15 protein-coding genes are annotated in these 16,946 nt (G+C 42.5%); 10 read left to right on the plus strand and 5 right to left on the minus strand.

Going from position 1 to position 16,946, the window contains the following annotated elements:
* Positions 1–59 precede the first annotated feature (59 nt).
* Positions 60–674, plus strand: coding sequence for a flavin reductase family protein (locus QNM16_RS16765; protein WP_284021572.1), 615 nt, complete (start codon positions 60–62; stop codon positions 672–674).
* Positions 675–721: 47 nt separating this feature from the next.
* Here QNM16_RS16765 and QNM16_RS16770 read toward each other — a convergent pair whose 3' ends face one another.
* Positions 722–3,223 (minus strand): S8 family serine peptidase, encoded by a 2,502-nt coding sequence (locus QNM16_RS16770; protein ID WP_284021636.1) that lies wholly within the window; start codon positions 3,221–3,223, stop codon positions 722–724.
* 722 nt (positions 3,224–3,945) lie between these two features.
* Here QNM16_RS16770 and QNM16_RS16775 point away from each other — a divergent pair.
* The 4 genes from QNM16_RS16775 to QNM16_RS16790 are packed head-to-tail and all read left to right on the plus strand — an operon-like array spanning position 3,946 to position 7,154.
* On the plus strand, positions 3,946–5,478 hold the full coding sequence (locus QNM16_RS16775; protein ID WP_284021573.1) for a curlin: 1,533 nt from the start codon (positions 3,946–3,948) through the stop codon (positions 5,476–5,478).
* A 31-nt stretch (positions 5,479–5,509) separates the two neighbouring features.
* The gene (locus QNM16_RS16780; protein ID WP_284021574.1) at positions 5,510–5,908 is read left to right on the plus strand and encodes a CsgE family curli-type amyloid fiber assembly protein; all 399 of its coding nucleotides are present in this window, start codon (positions 5,510–5,512) and stop codon (positions 5,906–5,908) included.
* Positions 5,902–6,324 (plus strand): curli assembly protein CsgF, encoded by a 423-nt coding sequence (locus tag QNM16_RS16785; protein ID WP_284021575.1) that lies wholly within the window; start codon positions 5,902–5,904, stop codon positions 6,322–6,324. The genes QNM16_RS16780 and QNM16_RS16785 overlap by 7 nt, the downstream gene beginning before the upstream one ends.
* Positions 6,324–7,154 (plus strand): CsgG/HfaB family protein, encoded by an 831-nt coding sequence (locus QNM16_RS16790; RefSeq protein ID WP_284021576.1) that lies wholly within the window; start codon positions 6,324–6,326, stop codon positions 7,152–7,154. The genes QNM16_RS16785 and QNM16_RS16790 overlap by 1 nt, the downstream gene beginning before the upstream one ends.
* Here the strand turns inward: QNM16_RS16790 and QNM16_RS16795 are convergent.
* The 4 genes from QNM16_RS16795 to trhP all read right to left on the minus strand — a co-directional run bounded on the left by QNM16_RS16795 (position 7,120) and on the right by trhP (position 11,036).
* Entirely contained in the window at positions 7,120–7,836 is a 717-nt protein-coding gene (locus QNM16_RS16795; RefSeq protein WP_284021577.1) for a helix-turn-helix transcriptional regulator, read from the minus strand. The genes QNM16_RS16790 and QNM16_RS16795 overlap by 35 nt on opposite strands.
* Before the next feature lie 225 nt (positions 7,837–8,061).
* A complete protein-coding gene (locus QNM16_RS16800) occupies positions 8,062–9,213 on the minus strand; it encodes a M23 family metallopeptidase (protein WP_284021578.1) in 1,152 nt (383 codons plus the stop codon).
* 204 nt (positions 9,214–9,417) lie between these two features.
* The gene (locus tag QNM16_RS16805; RefSeq protein ID WP_046356970.1) at positions 9,418–9,675 is read right to left on the minus strand and encodes a YfhL family 4Fe-4S dicluster ferredoxin; all 258 of its coding nucleotides are present in this window, start codon (positions 9,673–9,675) and stop codon (positions 9,418–9,420) included.
* Between the two features lie 2 nt (positions 9,676–9,677).
* Entirely contained in the window at positions 9,678–11,036 is a 1,359-nt protein-coding gene (trhP, locus tag QNM16_RS16810) for a prephenate-dependent tRNA uridine(34) hydroxylase TrhP (RefSeq protein ID WP_284021579.1), read from the minus strand.
* Positions 11,037–11,252: 216 nt separating this feature from the next.
* On the opposite strand from trhP, the gene ndk reads away from it, so the two are divergent.
* From ndk to ispG, 5 genes are all read left to right on the plus strand, one after another.
* Complete coding sequence (gene ndk / locus QNM16_RS16815) at positions 11,253–11,684, plus strand: nucleoside-diphosphate kinase (RefSeq protein WP_023399882.1); 432 nt, start codon at positions 11,253–11,255, stop codon at positions 11,682–11,684.
* A 190-nt stretch (positions 11,685–11,874) separates the two neighbouring features.
* Positions 11,875–13,005, plus strand: a complete 1,131-nt coding sequence (gene rlmN, locus QNM16_RS16820; RefSeq protein ID WP_284021580.1) for a dual-specificity RNA methyltransferase RlmN — start codon at positions 11,875–11,877, stop codon at positions 13,003–13,005.
* Positions 13,006–13,072: 67 nt separating this feature from the next.
* Positions 13,073–14,761 carry a type IV pilus biogenesis/stability protein PilW gene (pilW, locus tag QNM16_RS16825; RefSeq protein WP_284021581.1) on the plus strand — a complete coding sequence of 563 codons (1,689 nt, stop codon included), beginning with the start codon at positions 13,073–13,075 and terminating at the stop codon, positions 14,759–14,761.
* Entirely contained in the window at positions 14,758–15,756 is a 999-nt protein-coding gene (locus QNM16_RS16830; protein WP_284021582.1) for a RodZ domain-containing protein, read from the plus strand. The genes pilW and QNM16_RS16830 overlap by 4 nt, the downstream gene beginning before the upstream one ends.
* A 5-nt stretch (positions 15,757–15,761) precedes the next feature.
* Positions 15,762–16,883 carry a flavodoxin-dependent (E)-4-hydroxy-3-methylbut-2-enyl-diphosphate synthase gene (gene ispG / locus QNM16_RS16835; RefSeq protein ID WP_039611838.1) on the plus strand — a complete coding sequence of 374 codons (1,122 nt, stop codon included), beginning with the start codon at positions 15,762–15,764 and terminating at the stop codon, positions 16,881–16,883.
* The last annotated feature ends 63 nt before the right edge of the window (positions 16,884–16,946 follow it).

Consider the following 16,946-nt stretch of genomic DNA (forward strand, 5'->3'; position numbering starts at 1 on the left):
ATTTTCATGTACAATTCGTATTCATGCACATCTGCTACTTACTATAAAAGGCAATCATAATGATTTTAGATTTTAAGGAATTATCTCCAAATCATGTTTACCATACATTGACTCAAACTGTGGTGCCTAGACCAATCGCATGGGTATTATCAAAAACAGCAAAGGGCACGCTGAATTTAGCGCCTTTCTCATATTTTACAGCGATTAGTTCTGATCCTGCCATTTTGATGTATGCAGTAGGGCAAAAGCCAACTGGTGAGTATAAAGATTCAGTGGTCAATGTAGAGGCAACACAGGAGCTGGTGATCCATATCGCGGACAGTACGTTGGCACATGAAGTGACACAATCGGCGGCCTCTTTACCCAATGACGAGTCAGAACTTGATTTACTCGATTTGGCGGTGTGTGAGTTTCCTGGTTCCTCATTACCTCGTATTGAAAAAGCTAAGGTTGCCTTTGCGTGTAAGTTGCACAAAGTGGTTGAAATGGGTGAATTACCGATGAAGCTCGTTTTCGTTGAAGTTACTCATGCTTATATCGATGATGAAATTGTGCAACTGGATGATAAAGGGCGCAATAAAGTCGATGCATTAAAGTTAGATCCATTAGCGCGGCTAGGCGGCGCTGAGTTTGCTAGCTTAGGTGAGGTGTTTAAATCTGCACGGCCAAAGTAGCCGTGCAGAGCTAACAGTAATAGGCCCTTGTGGGCGCTATTTATAGATTATTGAAAGTTAACTGTTACTTCAGGTGAGCAAATGTCGCCTGCTTGACACAGTTTGTACGTATAGCTTGTCGCATCTGCATCACGCGTGAAATCACGGAATTTACCAGTATTATTTACAGTGTTAACTAGCTGGCCATCACGGTAAATGGAGACTTGCTCGGCACTAGAGCCGCTCCAGCGTAATTCAACACGAATTGAGCCTAGACGTGTTTTATTTGCTCTTACGACTTCAAGCAGAGGCTTGTCAGCACTGACAGAGACAGTTTGCGTGCTAGCATGTGTGTGCCCCTGGCTATCAGTGACTGTGAGTGTGACCTCATAATCGCCTGAAGCAGAAAAAGTGTGCAGTGGGTTTTGCTGTTCACTGGTATTGCCATCACCAAAGTCCCACGTTCTGCTAACGATGTCATCGTTTACATCTGTACTGGTGTCAGTGAATGCAACATCTAAGCCGTCACGTACAAAGTTGAAACCTGCAATAGGCGGTTGCTCAGAAATTTCACCAATACCTGATAAAGTGATAGACCAGTTGTTGAGTGTGCCAGTATCAACCGCTGCGTTATCGACGACTTTTAATGTCCAATCACCCGCTGCAACTTCACCATTAAAGGCGCCTGATGCAAAGCTACCTACGATATTGTCAGCACTGCCACCAGCACGATTGTGCAAAGTAGCGACTGTACCAGTAGGTGAAGTTAGCGTGACAAGTAAATCGCCAATATAAGTATGACTAATATTCAAGGCGGTACTAGAGCCAAAAATAGTGATTGGATCAACAATTGTGATCGTAGATTCTACACCTTCCACGGCGTTGTCAGGGATATCTACGCTGGTTGTATTATCATATGTGAAGTCACGTATGCCTTGCGGAAGTACTGATAGTGCCACTTGCTTTTGTTGGCTAAGCTGGCCTGATGTTGCATTGACAGTAAAGTTGTATGCACCCCATTGCGTCTCTGCAGTGGTAGGCACACTGAGCACAGCTGTTTCGCCAGGTGTAACCGTTGTGGTTGATAGGGTAACACCGTTTAAATCCCCGGTTGCTGTTAACGCAATTTCACCTTGCCAATCTGCAACTGAAGTGAAAGTCAATTGGTACTGAGCTGTTTCACCTGCAATGATTTCTTGTGCAACTGGTGCTGCTATCACTCTAAAGCCTGGCTCTGGATCTGCATCAATAAGCGCTTGATGCACATCAAGGCGTTTACCTGATACCGTTTTTCCTTCAAGTGCAGGGATTGGCTTACCTGAATTCATAAGTAGGTTTTTAAGCTCGATAGTTGTCAAGCTAGGGTTAACTGCAAGTGCTAAGGCCGCAGCGCCCGCAACGTGTGGCGTTGCCATTGATGTGCCTGAGAAAGACGAGTAGCCGCCACCTGGAACTGTTGATAATACATCACTGCCTGGCGCACCTAAATCGACAGATGCTAGGCCCCACTGTGAAAACGAAGACATGCTGTCTGTGTGTGTTGTCGACGCAACAGCTAAAACGCTATCATGATCATAGCTTGATGGGTAGCCCGGTGATACATCATTGTCTCTGGCGCTGTTACCTGCTGCAGCAACGAATAAGATACCAGCTTGCTCACTTGCTGTAATTGAGTCATATAATGCTTGGCTAAAGCCACCACCGCCCCAGCTATTGTTCAGTACATTGACGTTGTGACCTGCATTTTTTAAACCGACCATGTAGTCGATACATTTGATAGCATCTGCAGTTGAGCCACTGCCTGATGAGTTTAGGAATTTACAACCGACAATGGAAACCTCATGGTTAACACCGACCACCCCAGTTGCATTGTTGCCTGATGCGCCAATAGTGCCTGATACGTGAGTACCATGTCCTTGGTCATCCATTGGGTCGCCACTATCAGTAATAGCATTGATGCCATAAACATCGTCAACATATCCGTTGCCATCATTATCTACGCCATCCCCTGCAATTTCACCAGGGTTTATCCACATGTTTGCGTTTAGATCTGGGTGAGTGTAATCCACACCTGTATCAATCACCCCAACAATGACATCACGAGAACCGATACTAATATCCCAAGCTTCTGGCGCATTAATATCAGCGTCGTTAGTACCGCCAGTTTGACCTGTGTTATTTAAACCCCAAAGTTGATCGAACAAGCTATCATCAGGAATAGCCATGGCTTTGACCATGTAATTTGGCTCGACGTAAGCTACTGCAGGGTGATCTTCAAGTAATTTGATGGCTTCTTTAGATGAAATCGCGCTGAGGTCAAACTTTGCTAGACGACCTTTTAAGATATTTTTGTAATTATCATCTTTGCCATCGGCGTTGCTATCTGAGATACGTGCTTTAACCAGTTGGCGGGCTTGAGCACGCATTGCAACACTTGCATTATCTTTAAATACAACAAGGACACTATCATCAATAGCTTGAGATGTTGATTGAATTTGCACTGCGGCATGAGATGTAAAAGCAAGCAATGGCGTGAGTGCCAGCGTTAAAGCTGTAAGTTTAGTTTTCATCATTCTTCCAATTTTAGTTGTTCTAAGTTGTAAGAAGTGGTGCGTATTAGCACGACTACTTTTTATTAGGACTTCTATCTATAAGAACTGATGACGGCATCGTTTTGGGCAACGACAATCAACTTAATATAGAGATTGTCAGCACATCAAATTGAAATTAGTTCAACGGTCAAATTTCATGTTTTTTTGTGGTTTTTGAGAGCGGTTTTGCATTGTGACTCATACCTTTTTGGTATTTTTAGAGGTGAAGAGCTTAAACTTTTTGTGTCTTTTTTACTCATACTTTTTTGGTATTTCAGTATGGTTAATCACATTATATGTAATTTGATGTTGGTAAGTTTATGATAATTATAAATTAAATTATTCAATAAAATTTCTCATTTATCTTCCAGACATACCAATTTAGAGTGAATACGTGACTCACTTTAAAGTCTATCTAGTTGGATAAAAACACATACTGAAATAGATCAATAAAGTGACAAACTAATAACTAAAGAACTTCAAAATAAGAACAGGACGCATCGTGATTTATTCTCAATATTTTTATTTGAAAGAATAAATCAATTTTATTTAGCAGTGCCGTTGTTGTGGTTTAACTTTAATTAAATTTGAACATTTTTTGTCTTGGCAACGACAAAACTTGGCGTGGTTTATTTGAATTAAAGTGGCGCAATACAGGTACTAACCCAAATTAAAATACTAAAAACACTAAGGAGAAAAGTGTGAAGTTTTCTAAATCATTAATTAGTTGTGCGCTTGCTTTGGCATTTACCCAATCGGTTGCTGCGCAAACGATAGAAGAGACGAATAAAACACAAGCCACTTCTACTTTAAGCCAACTTGAAAGAGGTGCTACAACAGGCAACTCGCTAACAGTGACGCAAAATGCGTCTGTTGGTGGTAACACACTGGTGAGCTTTCAAGAGGGCACTAGTAACTTAGCAAATGTCACAACAACTGGCAGTTTCAATGAGACGACTACGAATCAAACTGGTACCAGCCATGCGATTTTGGTGACCACGACGGGTGACAGTAACATTCAAAGTTATGCGCAAGAAGGCGACTCGCATGGTGCAGAAACAGTGATCACTGGTAATAATAACCAGCTTGCAGTAGCACAAAGCGGGCAAGGCTACTTAGGTATTAATAATGAAGTCGAAAATGTTATAAACGGCGATGAAAATGATGTGCGTGTGTCGCAGAGCACAGGCGGCCACTGGATGTACAACAAAAACATGCAGGGTAACCAAAATACGGTTACTAGCACGCAATCAGGTGAGTGGCATGAAGTTCACTTAAATAATGTCACAGGCGATCAGAATGCCTTTACGATTGACCAAAGTGGCACGTTTAGTAAAGTCGAAGTAGAAGCCGTAGTGGGTGATGATAATGACATCGAAGTCACGCAAGTAGGCGATGATCATCGCGTTTCTATTTCACAAATCAATGGCGATGATAATGATATTGAGCTGGAACTCAGTGAAGGTGATGAGAATACTGTTAATATCGCAGGCATTATCGGTAGCGATAATGACGTAAAAGTGGACCAAGAAGGCAGCAAAATTGATTTTGCAAGTGGCTTGTTTCAAGGCAATGACAATGATGTCACCGTGACACAAAAAGGCGATGGCTCTTTTGCTGGGGTGGATATTCAAGGTAATGACAATACAGTAATAAGTACACAACAAGCTACGACGCAAGAGCTGGCTTTAAATAACCTGTATGTTGGCCTTACTGGTGACAATAACGAAGTATCAACGACACAGGTAGGTGATATAAACGATGCGCACATTGCCTTGTTTAACGGCGATAACAACGATATAGATCTCGTACAAAACGGTAGTCAAAATGAGTTTGTATTACAGTCGTCAGAGCCAGATCCAAGTATAGAGACTAACAACAACGACATTACGGTAGTGCAGTCTGATTTGGGTAATAGTGCAGCTGTTACCATGGGTTATGTGGTGGCAAGTTCAGATAATCAGCTTGATATTGCGCAAGCGGGTGAGCTGAATGTCATTGACCTATTACTTGAAGGTAGCAACAACTCTATTGACTTAGCGCAAGATGGTAACAATAACTTTGTTGCGGGCATTGAGTCAGGTGGTTTTGTGGTCGCGGGCAATGACAATATCGTGTCTATTAGTCAAACAGGTAATGGTAACCTAGTTGAAGGTGGTGTTGCAGGGAATGCGCAAACTTTGCGTATCACGCAAATTGGAGACAATAACGTCGCCACTATCACGCAGCAGTAATTAAAGGGGGGGGCTTTGCCCCCTTACTCTTATGAAGTACGTATTTTGTATTTTGATATTTTTGGGGCAAAGCTACACCTCTTTTGCCAAGCCCTCTAAACACCATGAAGAAGTCGAGTTAGGTGGTCTAGTTATGGATCAAAGCATTAGTCGCTTTGGTTATCAATTTTATTATGACTTCTCTCAATTATGGCGAGAAGTACCTAATACTTCAGGTGTCAATATAACCATAAAAGAAACAGTCCTACCTCGAGCTGGTACGCGATTAGATGTGCGAATGAATCGTCATTTAGTTTACAGCACTGCGATGGGACGACGAGGTGGCTCTTTAGATGATCGTGTAGAAGCGGCTTTATTTGCGGTCATGGATGCAATGGCCAGTGCGCAACATCAGCAAAGGTCGCCAGATTTAGCTGAAAGTGGATGGTAGAAATGAAAACAATAATATTAGCCTATTTATCTTTTTTCACGTTGAGCGTGTCAGCAACTGAAATAGTTTATAAACCAATTAACCCGTCTTTTGGGGGTAACCCGCTCAATGCAAGTATGTTGCTTAACAAAGCTAATTCTCAAAATAAGCATCGCGCGCCAATTATTGAAAAGTCGTATGGTGAGCGCTTTCAAGAGTCATTAGAGCGCACCTACCTTAACCGTATGGTTAGAGAGATCTCTGATATGGCGTTTGGTGATGATGTAGAAGATAGCATTTTTAATGAAGATTCGATATTTACTAGTGGGGATTACGAAATACAGGTCATTACTAGCACTCCTGACTCGATTACCGTGCAGATCAAACATATTGATAACGGAGATATCACAATCATTGAAGTACCGAGGTTTGGTTAATGTATAAAGTAGTGACAATGTGTTGTTTGGTTTTTCTCAGCGGCTGCAGTAGTTTAGGGGCTGTGTTACCCCCTGCGCAAAGCTTGCCTGAGCCATTGGTAAAAAGCCATGATTTTGCATCGCTTAAAGCTCTGCCTGCGCCGATTGGTAAAATTCCCGTCGCAGTGTATTCGTTTCGTGATCAAACTGGTCAGTACAAACCAAAAGACAATGTGAGCTCATTCTCCACTGCAGTGACGCAGGGAGCAAACTCAATTCTGATGCAGGCGCTACATGAAACACAGTGGTTTATACCTGTGGAGCGTGAAGGGTTACAAAATCTATTGACTGAGCGCAAGATAACGCGAGCAGCGATGACAGAAGAACAGAAAAAAGCGGCTAGTTTACCTCCTCTTACCATGGCGAAAATTATTTTTGAAGGCGGGATCATCAGCTACGACTCCAATGTAAAAACGGGTGGTTTAGGCATGGAGTATTTTGGCATTGGCGCGTCAGAGCTTTACCGTGAAGATGTTATTTCCATTTATATGCGCGCGGTTGATGTGCGTACAGGGCAAGTACTGTTATCTGTGGCAACCACTAAAACTGTGCTGTCGATGGAAGTGCGTGCTGGATTTTTCCGATATGTCAGTTACAAACGCCTAGCCGAAGCCGAAGCAGGATTTAGTGAAAATGAGCCAATGCACATTTGTGTTACCCAAGCAATTGAAAAAGCGCTGACAATGATAGTTGAGCAGGGTATTGAGCGCGGTGTGTGGGCTGCAAAAGAAAAAGTTGCAACCCAAGCAGTCAACCTTAATGACGCTGCGTCGATGCGGGTACGGAGTTAAGCGGAATATGTTTCTGAGCCCAATTGGCTAACTCAATACGGTTTCTTGAGTTAGTCTTTTTAAAGGCACTGTAAATATGTGTTTTTACTGTATGACTGCTGATGTTCAGGGAATCTGCAATATCATCGTTTTTTGCGCCGCTCGCTAATAACTTGATTACAGACTTTTCTCTGGCGGTAAGAAGGTCTAACTCAGAATCTTGAACGTCGAGCGAGGTAGGGCGGGGTATATTTGGGAGCTGTTGGATAAGTTCGTTAAATGCTTGTGAGATCGAGGTACGACAAAACCACAGTTCACCATTTAGCACTCTTTGGATCCCTTTAAAAATATTTTCAGCAGAGGTACTTTGGTAAATGACGCCTTTGATACGTGCCAGTAGTGCCGTTTGCTCATTAACCAAATTGGCTTGTGCGTTAAATAGTAAAACATTTTGTTGTGATGCCAGTGCACTCACTTCGGCACTGAGCAAGTCTTGACATTCGCGATGGCTGATATCAACTAAATATAAGTTAAATTGATCACGTAATGCAGGGTCGGGTAAACGTGTATCTATTTTTATTTGGCTACTAGTGGCTTCGAGTATTTTTACAAACCGTATGAATTCAAAATCTTGTGTGTCGGTTTTGTTGTGAGTTAAAACAAATAGACTAACTTCCTTGTTGCTAGTTTCAATCGCTTTCATATTTTGAGACGACCTCTTGTTGTTCCCATTACTTTTAAATATACATATTTTTCACAATAAGTTTAGTTTTAATTTTCAATTTATTTTAATAGTATCACAAATTAATTATAAAGTATGGTTATATAAAAGTATGAGTTAAAGTCATGTTTTTGAGGGGAGAGCGAGTATAAAGTGGTAAAAAGGTCGTTTAAAAACGACCTAGTGCGCTATGTTTTATTGTAAGATTTAGTGGTATAACCTAGACCAAGCACAGGTTTTGTAGCCATTTTTTTCAAAGTAAAAGCGATAGCAATTACTATCATAATTATAATTACCAACATCAATGCGGTAACCACTGATATAAGCATTATGTAATGACACAAAGCGGCCGTTGTACAGCAAAGAAAAATGTACATGTGGGCCGCTAGATTGACCGCCTTGGCAAAGCGCCATATTTCGGTTGTTGGCATAGCGTCCAAGCCAAGCACCTGCAGAGACATAATCACCTGAACTGAATTGTAAATTATCCATGTGGTAATACTGAGTCGCGTATCCACTTGGGTGCGTTATGCGGATATTACAAGCGGAATAGCGAGTGACTCTGCCTTCATGGGAAGCTTGTACCCAAGGGGTATTGGAACCCCACCCACCAGAACCATTGTTAAAGTCTAACGATGAATAGGGGTAACCAGAGCCTGTATTTGAGTGCGCTCCTCCACTAGTCCAAGAATAACCTGAAGGCCAGGGTAAATTCATTGAAAAGCCATTGTTAGGTATATTGTTTGTTGATACGAAGCTTGTCTCTTTGGGTGAGAATAAATCATTGGACATTAATAATTTGTATTGAGATGCAAATAGGGCTAATGCTTGAGCGTTGCCCAGTAAGCTTGAAAGCGCGACCGTGGCTGCGTTACTTTTGATTGTACTGTGATTAGATGTGTGTTCCTCGAAGGCATAGAATCGTTGATTCAGTTGTAATGCTACATCTTCGAGTTGTTGTGAAAACCCTGTCTTTTCAGACCAATTTGCAAATGGCTTCAATAAAGATTTTTCACTTGGTGTACTAATGAGCTGACTTGCATGCTCCATGAGAGCGAGAAGTAGCTTGGGATTGATACTGGTGTATCCAGCCCAGTGTAGAAGTGCCTCTTGGTATTCAATTAGGTGAGGGGCTTCGCTGTATAGAAAAGCGCTCCAGTCTTCATTTAATAGTTCATTAGTAAAAATAAATTGTGTTTCATCGACTTGAATAAGTGGGTTAATGGCCAGTTTTTGTAATGTTTGCTGGTTAAAATAGAAGGGGGTGATATCAAGGTGTTGTCCCTCTGCATGTGCTGTTATTGAGGCGAATAATAGTACAGGTAGTGCTGCGGCCACTTTATTAATTGGTGATTTCATGTTGTATCCTCTTGATTGTTTTTTGTACTGCTTTTATGTGTATATCGAGAAGTAACAAAATTGTAAAATAAGAGCTTAAGCACTAAATAGGGGCATTTGTATAATAAAAAGTACAAATAGAGAGGATAATCAAGGATGCTGCAATAATGGCTTGGCGCAGTGGACAAACACCATCTGGGGTAATGGTGTTTGCCGACAGATAGGTTACTGGTCTAATTGACCGGTTAGACGAAGGTACTTGTCTGCCAAGGTATCAAGGCTTTCCAAGTGATTTGGGTCTGGCTTAATGCAATCTATTGGACATACGCTGACACATGTGGGTTGATCATAATGACCTACACATTCAGTACACTTATCAGGGTCAATTTCATATACTTTACTGCCCATGTAAATCGCTTGGTTTGGACATTCAGGGTCGCACATATCGCAGTTGATGCATTTGCTGGTAATGAGCAGCGCCATATTTATGCCTTTTTAAATGGGTTGCGCGTGTCTTCGTCGGTGCCCAAATTACGCATTAAAATAGCATGCTCTAAGTTGATGTCTTCTGGCAATGGAATTTGCACTATATGTCCAGAGCCTTTGGCATCTGTGATGGTTTCACCTTTTTTGTTTTCCATATGCTCTAAGTTAAACGCAATGTTCCCTTGTGGGGTCATGAGCTCTAAGCTGTGTCCGGTACAGAATTTATTTTTTACATCAATGTTGACCAAGCCATTATTATTTCGACCTAAGATCTCGCCGACAAATTGCTGCTTGTCAGAAATCGAGTGACCGTATTCATAGTTTTGATAATCCTGATGTGCATGACGTTTTAAGAAACCTTCGGTGTAACCGCGGTGAGCAAGGTTTTCTAACGTTCGCATAAGGCTGGGATCAAACGGTTTTCCTGCAACGGCATCATCAATGGCTTTGCGATATACTTGGGCGGTTCTAGCAACGTAATAAAATGATTTGGTTCTGCCTTCAATCTTTAAACTGTGTACGCCCATCTTGGTCAGTTGATCCACGTATTGTACTGCACGTAAATCTTTTGAATTCATGATGTAAGTGCCATGCTCATCTTCAAATGCAGGCATATATTCACCTGGACGACCTTGTTCTTCTAACATGAATACCTGCTCAGTCGGCTGACCTTCACCAAGCGTTGGGATCACTGCTTTTGGGTCAACTTTATGGACGACATCGCCTAATTCAGTTTCTTGCCCTTGTTTGACATCATAGCTCCAGCGACAGGCGTTGGTGCAAGTCCCTTGGTTTGGATCGCGTTTATTAATATAACCAGATAGCAAGCAGCGGCCAGAATACGCCATGCATAGCGCACCATGAACAAAAACCTCTAATTCTGTTTGTGGACACAAGGCACGAATTTCAGCGATTTCTTCAAGTGAGAGTTCTCGAGATAAGATAACACGTTCAATCCCTTGATTTGCCCAAAACTGTACAGAGGCATAGTTTACAGCATTGGCTTGTACTGAGAGGTGAATGGGCATATCAGGCCATTTTTCACGAACCAACATAATTAAACCAGGATCTGACATGATCAGCGCATCAGGTTTCATGGCGATGACGGGTTCAATATCCCTTAAATAGGTTTTTACCTTGCTATTATGCGGCGCAATATTTGAAACCACGTAGAGCTTTTTGTTTTGCTGGTGGGCTTCGTTAATGCCTATTTCAAGGTTCGCTAAATCAAATTCATTGTTGCGCACGCGCAAACTGTATCTTGGCTGTCCGGCGTAAACTGCATCTGCGCCATACGCAAAAGCGTAACGCATATTCTTTAAACTGCCTGCCGGTGAAAGTAGCTCTGGTACAAACATTTCTAGACCTCATACATTGAACTGGGTACAAGCCAGCTGCTGGGGAAATTAAAAAGCGGCGCAGTATAAGTGAGATTGGAAAGGGGGATTTTGACGTAGATCAGGTTTAATTCAGAGCAATACACAGTGTATTTTAACAAGGGTGTGGGCTTTTACGTCTAAAGCGCGTATAATTCGCGCCCGTAAATATCAACAATTATTATTGGAGCTAAAAAGATGGCTTTAGAGCGTACTTTTTCAATCGTTAAGCCTGATGCGGTAGCTAAAAACCACATCGGTGCAATCTACAACCGTTTCGAGTCTGCTGGTCTTAAGATCGTTGCTTCTAAAATGGTTCACCTTTCTCAAGAGAAAGCTGAAGGTTTCTACGCAGAGCACAAAGAGCGTCCTTTCTTCGGTGCACTAGTTGAATTCATGACATCTGGTCCAGTAATGGTTCAGGTTCTTGAAGGTGAAGACGCAGTTCGTAAGAACCGTGAAATCATGGGTGCTACTAACCCTGCAGAAGCACTAGCTGGTACTTTACGTGCTGACTACGCTGACAGCATCGACGAAAACGCAGTACACGGTTCAGACGCGACTGAATCAGCTGCTCGCGAAATCGCTTACTTCTTCAGCGATGAAGAAATCTGCCCACGTACTCGTTAATTTCGAGTTGAGCAGATGAAAAAGGGCTCTCGGGCCCTTTTTTAATCCCTTTAATACGTATTGATCGTTTTGAAAAGCAATTGGGGTGTTTTTGAAAGCGATTACATCATTGCGATGTTTGATTGATTTTTGTACAATTGCGCGCTTTTATTTATGTTGTTCAATCCGTCACCTGAACTGAGGTTGTTTCATGGCCACGACTGAGAAAAAAATTAACCTATTAGATTTAAACCGCGAGGGGATGCGCGAGTTATTTGCTTCATTTGGCGAAAAGCCATTCCGCGCCGATCAGGTGATGAAGTGGATGTATCACTTTGGGATCGATAACTTTGATGATATGAGCAATATCAATAAAAAGTTGCGTGCTAAATTGCAGAGCCAGTGCGAAATCAAAGCACCTGAGATTTCAGTAAAGCAAGTCGCAAGTGATGGTACGATTAAGTACGCAATGATCCTTGAAGGTGGCCAAGAGGTTGAAACTGTTTGGATCCCAGAAAAAGACCGTGCAACTTTATGTGTATCATCTCAGGTTGGGTGTGCACTTGAATGTACTTTCTGCTCTACAGCGCAGCAAGGCTTTAACCGTAATTTAAAAGTCTCTGAAATAATAGGTCAGGTATGGCGTGTTGCAACAGACATTGGGTTGCATAATGGCGATAGCACCAAGCGACCCATTACCAATGTTGTAATGATGGGCATGGGTGAGCCATTGCTAAACATCAATAACGTTGTACCTGCGATGGAATTGATGATGGATGACTGGGCGTTTGGCTTGTCTAAGCGTCGAGTAACACTCAGTACATCTGGTGTAGTACCAGCACTCGATATTTTAAAAGAGAAAATTGATGTTGCTTTAGCGATTTCTCTTCATGCGCCGAATAATCCACTGCGCGACGAGTTGGTTCCAATCAACAAGAAATACCCAATTGAAGAATTTTTGGCGGCATGTCGTCGCTATATCGATGGTTCAAAAGCAAACAAAGATGTCACTATTGAGTACGTGATGCTGCAAGGTGTGAATGACAGCACAGATCACGCACACGAGCTGGTGCAAGTCTTGAAGGGCACACCGTCGAAAATTAACTTGATCCCATTCAACCCCTTCCCAGGGAATGAATACGGTCGTTCGAGTAATAGTCGAATCGATCGCTTTTCTAAAGTGTTACAAGCTGCGGGCCTAACTTGTATTGTTCGACGCACACGCGGTGATGATATTGATGCTGCTTGTGGTCAATTAGTGGGTGATGTTGTTGATAGAACCAAACGTGTGGTGAGAAAGCAGCAAAACCAAGATAATTCGATAGCAGTAAAAGTAGGCTAAAAAATAGATGAAACACAGTGGCTTTTAGGTAAGATAGAGTCACTGTGTCTTAGCAAAAAGGTGGTCAATGCCTGCTTTAAAGGATGGTTTACTCACTCAGTTCGCGTTTTGTACACCTCGGCGTTTGCTGAGCGGTATTTGTGGTCTCGCGATATTAGCGAGTTTAACGGGTTGTGTAACGGAAACGCGTTATGCAAATAACAACAAACCAGTAGTGCAAAAAAAGACCAACAACCAAGATGCGGCTAAAACTCGTATCGCCCTCGCCTTACAATATCTTAACGCGGGTAATAACACCCAAGCGAAATATAACCTTGATAGGGCCTTAAACTTAGCGCCTAAACTACCTGAAAGCCATTATGCACTTGCTTATTACTTTGAGCAGGTAGGTGAAAATGAAAAAGCCCAAAGCGCGTACATTAGCGCCCTAAAATATGGCCCGAATGATCCCAACACGCGTAACAACTATGGCGCTTTTTTATGTCGGATAGGGGATTACGATGCGGCGACTGAACAGTTTTTTAAAGCCATCGATATTCCCAGTTATTTGCGTGTTGCAGAGAGCTACGAAAATCTCGCTTTGTGCGCATTGCGTCAAGACAACTTTGACCTCGCGCTAGATTATTTGAAACGTGCTTTAGACCATAACTCGCAGCGCCAATCAGTACTGATTTTGATGGCCAGCGTGTTTTATGCAAAAAGTGAATTACACCGAGCTGAAGATGTATTAAAGGTCTATGCCAATAAAGGGTTTGTATCAGCACGAGGAATGCTGCTTGAGCATCTATTGTCGGCCAGAATGGGTCGATTGCAATATGCTCAGGAATTAGAGACTTTGCTATTACAAACTTATCCGAGTTCTGTTGAAGCGCGTTTAGTACTGAATAACACATTACAACTAAGTGAATTTGAGCAATTAAAAGAGCAATATAGAACCGCTCAGCTCAATAAAATCACTCAACTTGATAACAATCGAGTGGTGGCTAATCCGCAAATTAAGATAAAACGAAAGATACCAACTCCCGTTGCTGATAAAACGCAAAAACAGCCCAGTGAAAGGCCCACAGCCACGACTGTACCTGCTCGTTCTCTACTGACAAAGACACGGGATGATGTGCCACAAAAAACTGAAATACAGCATCGCACTACAACAATGACTGAGTTAGTTTCATCTGAGTCTCAAGTGTTCACGAGTGGTTCACGCTCAGTGAGTACAGTACCTTCCCGTGAAGTGACTAAGTTGGATGAGAGCGTTATCAGTAAAGCAATGGAAGAGCCGAAGGTACGTTTCTCAACAACGACTAAAAAAGTAGCCGACTCCGAGCAAGTTGTGTTTCATCGTGTTGACCCGAGTAAAATAACGTTTTCGCAGCAACCACAAGCACGTCATGTAGAGCCAGATAGCTCTGGACGATTACTAAATGAAGAAGTGCTACTTCCCGAGGTGCCAACGCATCGTATCGAAATGGGAGAAAACTTATTCAGTGTGTCTGTAAAATATAATATTAAGCTCGAAAAGTTGCTAAAATGGAATGCGTTGAAAAAGTCAGACAGGGTGTCCGTTGATCAAGTTATTTATTTAAATGACCCCAACACGACACATGCAATTGTCAAAGGGGAGTCATTGTTTGATATCGCAATGAAGCACAAGTTACTCATCGATGATTTGATGCGCTGGAACAGATTAACACCTGATGTTGCCCTAACGCCTGGGCGACGCATTTTAATAGTAGATCCCAATAACTATATTTTATGAATTTAGAAGAGAATGAAACGACGACCGAGTCAATGTCCCTCGGTCAGACCCTAGCAAAAGCCAGAGCTGAGCAAAGCCTTAGTTTTGATGATATTGCTGCCCGTTTAAAATTAAACCATACGCAAATTACCAAGCTTGAAAATGATGAATATCAAAGTTTAGGGCCGGAAACATTTGTACGTGGATATATAAAAAGTTACAGCGCATTGTTGGGCCTAGAAAGTGAGCAAGTGCTCGCTCTTTATGACTCTTCAGATGTACCCGAGCAAAAGCGAAATATGAAGAGTTTTTCAAGGCGTACTGAAAAAGAAGCCAACGATAATCGACTGATGATTGTAAGCTATTTAATGTTGGTGATATTTGTTGGTTTATCGGCATTTTGGTGGTGGCAGACAGCAAGTAATGGTGATAATTCAGATGAGATTAGTGGACTAACTGACCCCTTGGCTGCTTCAAATGTGGCAGCTACGGCAGGCACTTTAGAGCGCTCTTCTGAATTAAATACTCCAGCAAGAAATACACCGGTGCAAAACACCGAAACAATTGCCTTGAATGCGCCAGCGGTAGAGCAACAGCCCGTCACTGATAACCCATTGGGTGAGGCCGCTTTAGAAAAGGAGGTAGCTCCTAGCATTATGCCTGAGCGTACAGCTGAAGTTGCATCTGCAGTTGTTGAAGATAATCTTCAGGAGGAGCAGAGTGAGCCTATTACTGCCGCAGCTGCCACACCAAGTACAGCTGGGGCTGAGCAAAGTACGGTTGTGATGTTTTTTGAAGAAGATAGTTGGGTAGAAATTTTTGATGCAACCCAAGAGCGTGTTGCATTTGGTGTAAAAAAGGCTGGGTATACAATGACAGTGACAGGCCAGGCACCTTTTTCCGTCGTGTTAGGTAAACACCAAGTGGTTAGTATCGAGTTGGATGGTCAACCAATCGATATTTCAGGGTTACCAAGAAACCGTTTAGCAAAGTTTAAATTACCGTTAGCAGAGTAGTCGTCATGTTTTCAGAATCTCCCATTAAACGAAGAAAATCCACACGAATCAACGTGGGTAATGTCCCCATTGGAGATGGCGCTCCAATTGCTGTGCAATCAATGACAAATACGGACACATTAGATGTAGATGCAACTGTAGCCCAGATCCGTGCTATCCAAGATGCAGGTGCAGACATTGTTCGCGTATCAGTGCCAACCATGGATGCTGCTGAAGCTTTCAAAAGCATCAAGGAGCAAGTTGATATTCCTCTGGTTGCAGACATTCATTTTGATTACCGCATTGCCCTAAAAGTGGCACAGTACGGTGTTGATTGCTTGCGTATTAACCCAGGAAATATAGGTAGTGAAGACAGAATTAGAGCCGTTGTAGATGCAGCGCAAGAGCGTAATATTCCTATTCGCATAGGGGTAAATGGCGGCTCACTTGAACGCGACTTGCAAGAGAAGTATGGCGAGCCAACACCAGAGGCGTTGCTTGAGTCTGCAATGCGCCATGTAGAAATTCTTCAGAGACTCAACTTCGATCAATTCAAGGTGTCAGTTAAAGCGTCGGATGTGTTTTTAGCTGTCGGCGCGTACCGCTTGCTTGCCAAAGAAATTGATCAGCCTCTTCATCTTGGTATTACCGAAGCTGGCGGTTTTAGAGCAGGCTCAGTGAAATCAGCCGTTGGATTAGGCATGCTACTGGCAGAGGGCATTGGTGACACGTTACGTGTATCGCTTGCTGCAGACCCAGTACAAGAGATCAAGGTAGGCTTTGATATTCTGAAGTCGTTACGGATCCGTTCTCGCGGTATCAATTTTATCGCTTGTCCGAGCTGTTCAAGACAAGAGTTTGATGTCGTAAATACGATGAATCAGCTAGAAGAAAGACTAGAAGATATCATCTCGCCAATTACTGTATCGGTGATCGGTTGTGTGGTAAATGGTCCTGGTGAAGCGCTTGTAAGCGATTTGGGCTTAGCAGGTGCTAATCGTCGTTCTGGGCTTTATATTAATGGTGAGCGTCAGAAAACACGAATTGACAATGACAATATTGTTGAGCAACTCGAAGAGCAGGTGCGAGACTATGTTGCTAAAAAAGAAGCGCAACCAAGCATAGACGTAAAAATCATTGAAGAATAAGCCTTTTGTAGGTTGAATATATTTCGTTTACGTTTTAATCGAGCAGGGTATAATAGAGGCATT

Origin of the sequence: Pseudoalteromonas umbrosa, from assembly GCF_030125375.1 — a bacterium.
In the GTDB taxonomy this organism is placed as follows: domain Bacteria; phylum Pseudomonadota; class Gammaproteobacteria; order Enterobacterales; family Alteromonadaceae; genus Pseudoalteromonas; species Pseudoalteromonas umbrosa.

Bases quoted from the DNA above. Each gene is read 5' to 3' on its own strand.
- QNM16_RS16765 (WP_284021572.1), top strand. From the start codon at position 60: ATGATTTTAGATTTTAAGGAATTATCTCCAAATCATGTTTACCATACA.
- QNM16_RS16770 (WP_284021636.1), bottom strand. From the start codon at position 3,223: ATGAAAACTAAACTTACAGCTTTAACGCTGGCACTCACGCCATTGCTT.
- QNM16_RS16780 (WP_284021574.1), top strand. From the start codon at position 5,510: ATGAAGTACGTATTTTGTATTTTGATATTTTTGGGGCAAAGCTACACC.
- QNM16_RS16785 (WP_284021575.1), top strand. From the start codon at position 5,902: ATGGTAGAAATGAAAACAATAATATTAGCCTATTTATCTTTTTTCACG.
- QNM16_RS16790 (WP_284021576.1), top strand. From the start codon at position 6,324: ATGTATAAAGTAGTGACAATGTGTTGTTTGGTTTTTCTCAGCGGCTGC.
- QNM16_RS16795 (WP_284021577.1), bottom strand. From the start codon at position 7,836: ATGAAAGCGATTGAAACTAGCAACAAGGAAGTTAGTCTATTTGTTTTA.
- QNM16_RS16800 (WP_284021578.1), bottom strand. From the start codon at position 9,213: ATGAAATCACCAATTAATAAAGTGGCCGCAGCACTACCTGTACTATTA.
- QNM16_RS16805 (WP_046356970.1), bottom strand. From the start codon at position 9,675: ATGGCGCTGCTCATTACCAGCAAATGCATCAACTGCGATATGTGCGAC.
- trhP (WP_284021579.1), bottom strand. From the start codon at position 11,036: ATGTTTGTACCAGAGCTACTTTCACCGGCAGGCAGTTTAAAGAATATG.
- ndk (WP_023399882.1), top strand. From the start codon at position 11,253: ATGGCTTTAGAGCGTACTTTTTCAATCGTTAAGCCTGATGCGGTAGCT.
- rlmN (WP_284021580.1), top strand. From the start codon at position 11,875: ATGGCCACGACTGAGAAAAAAATTAACCTATTAGATTTAAACCGCGAG.
- pilW (WP_284021581.1), top strand. From the start codon at position 13,073: ATGCCTGCTTTAAAGGATGGTTTACTCACTCAGTTCGCGTTTTGTACA.
- QNM16_RS16830 (WP_284021582.1), top strand. From the start codon at position 14,758: ATGAATTTAGAAGAGAATGAAACGACGACCGAGTCAATGTCCCTCGGT.
- ispG (WP_039611838.1), top strand. From the start codon at position 15,762: ATGTTTTCAGAATCTCCCATTAAACGAAGAAAATCCACACGAATCAAC.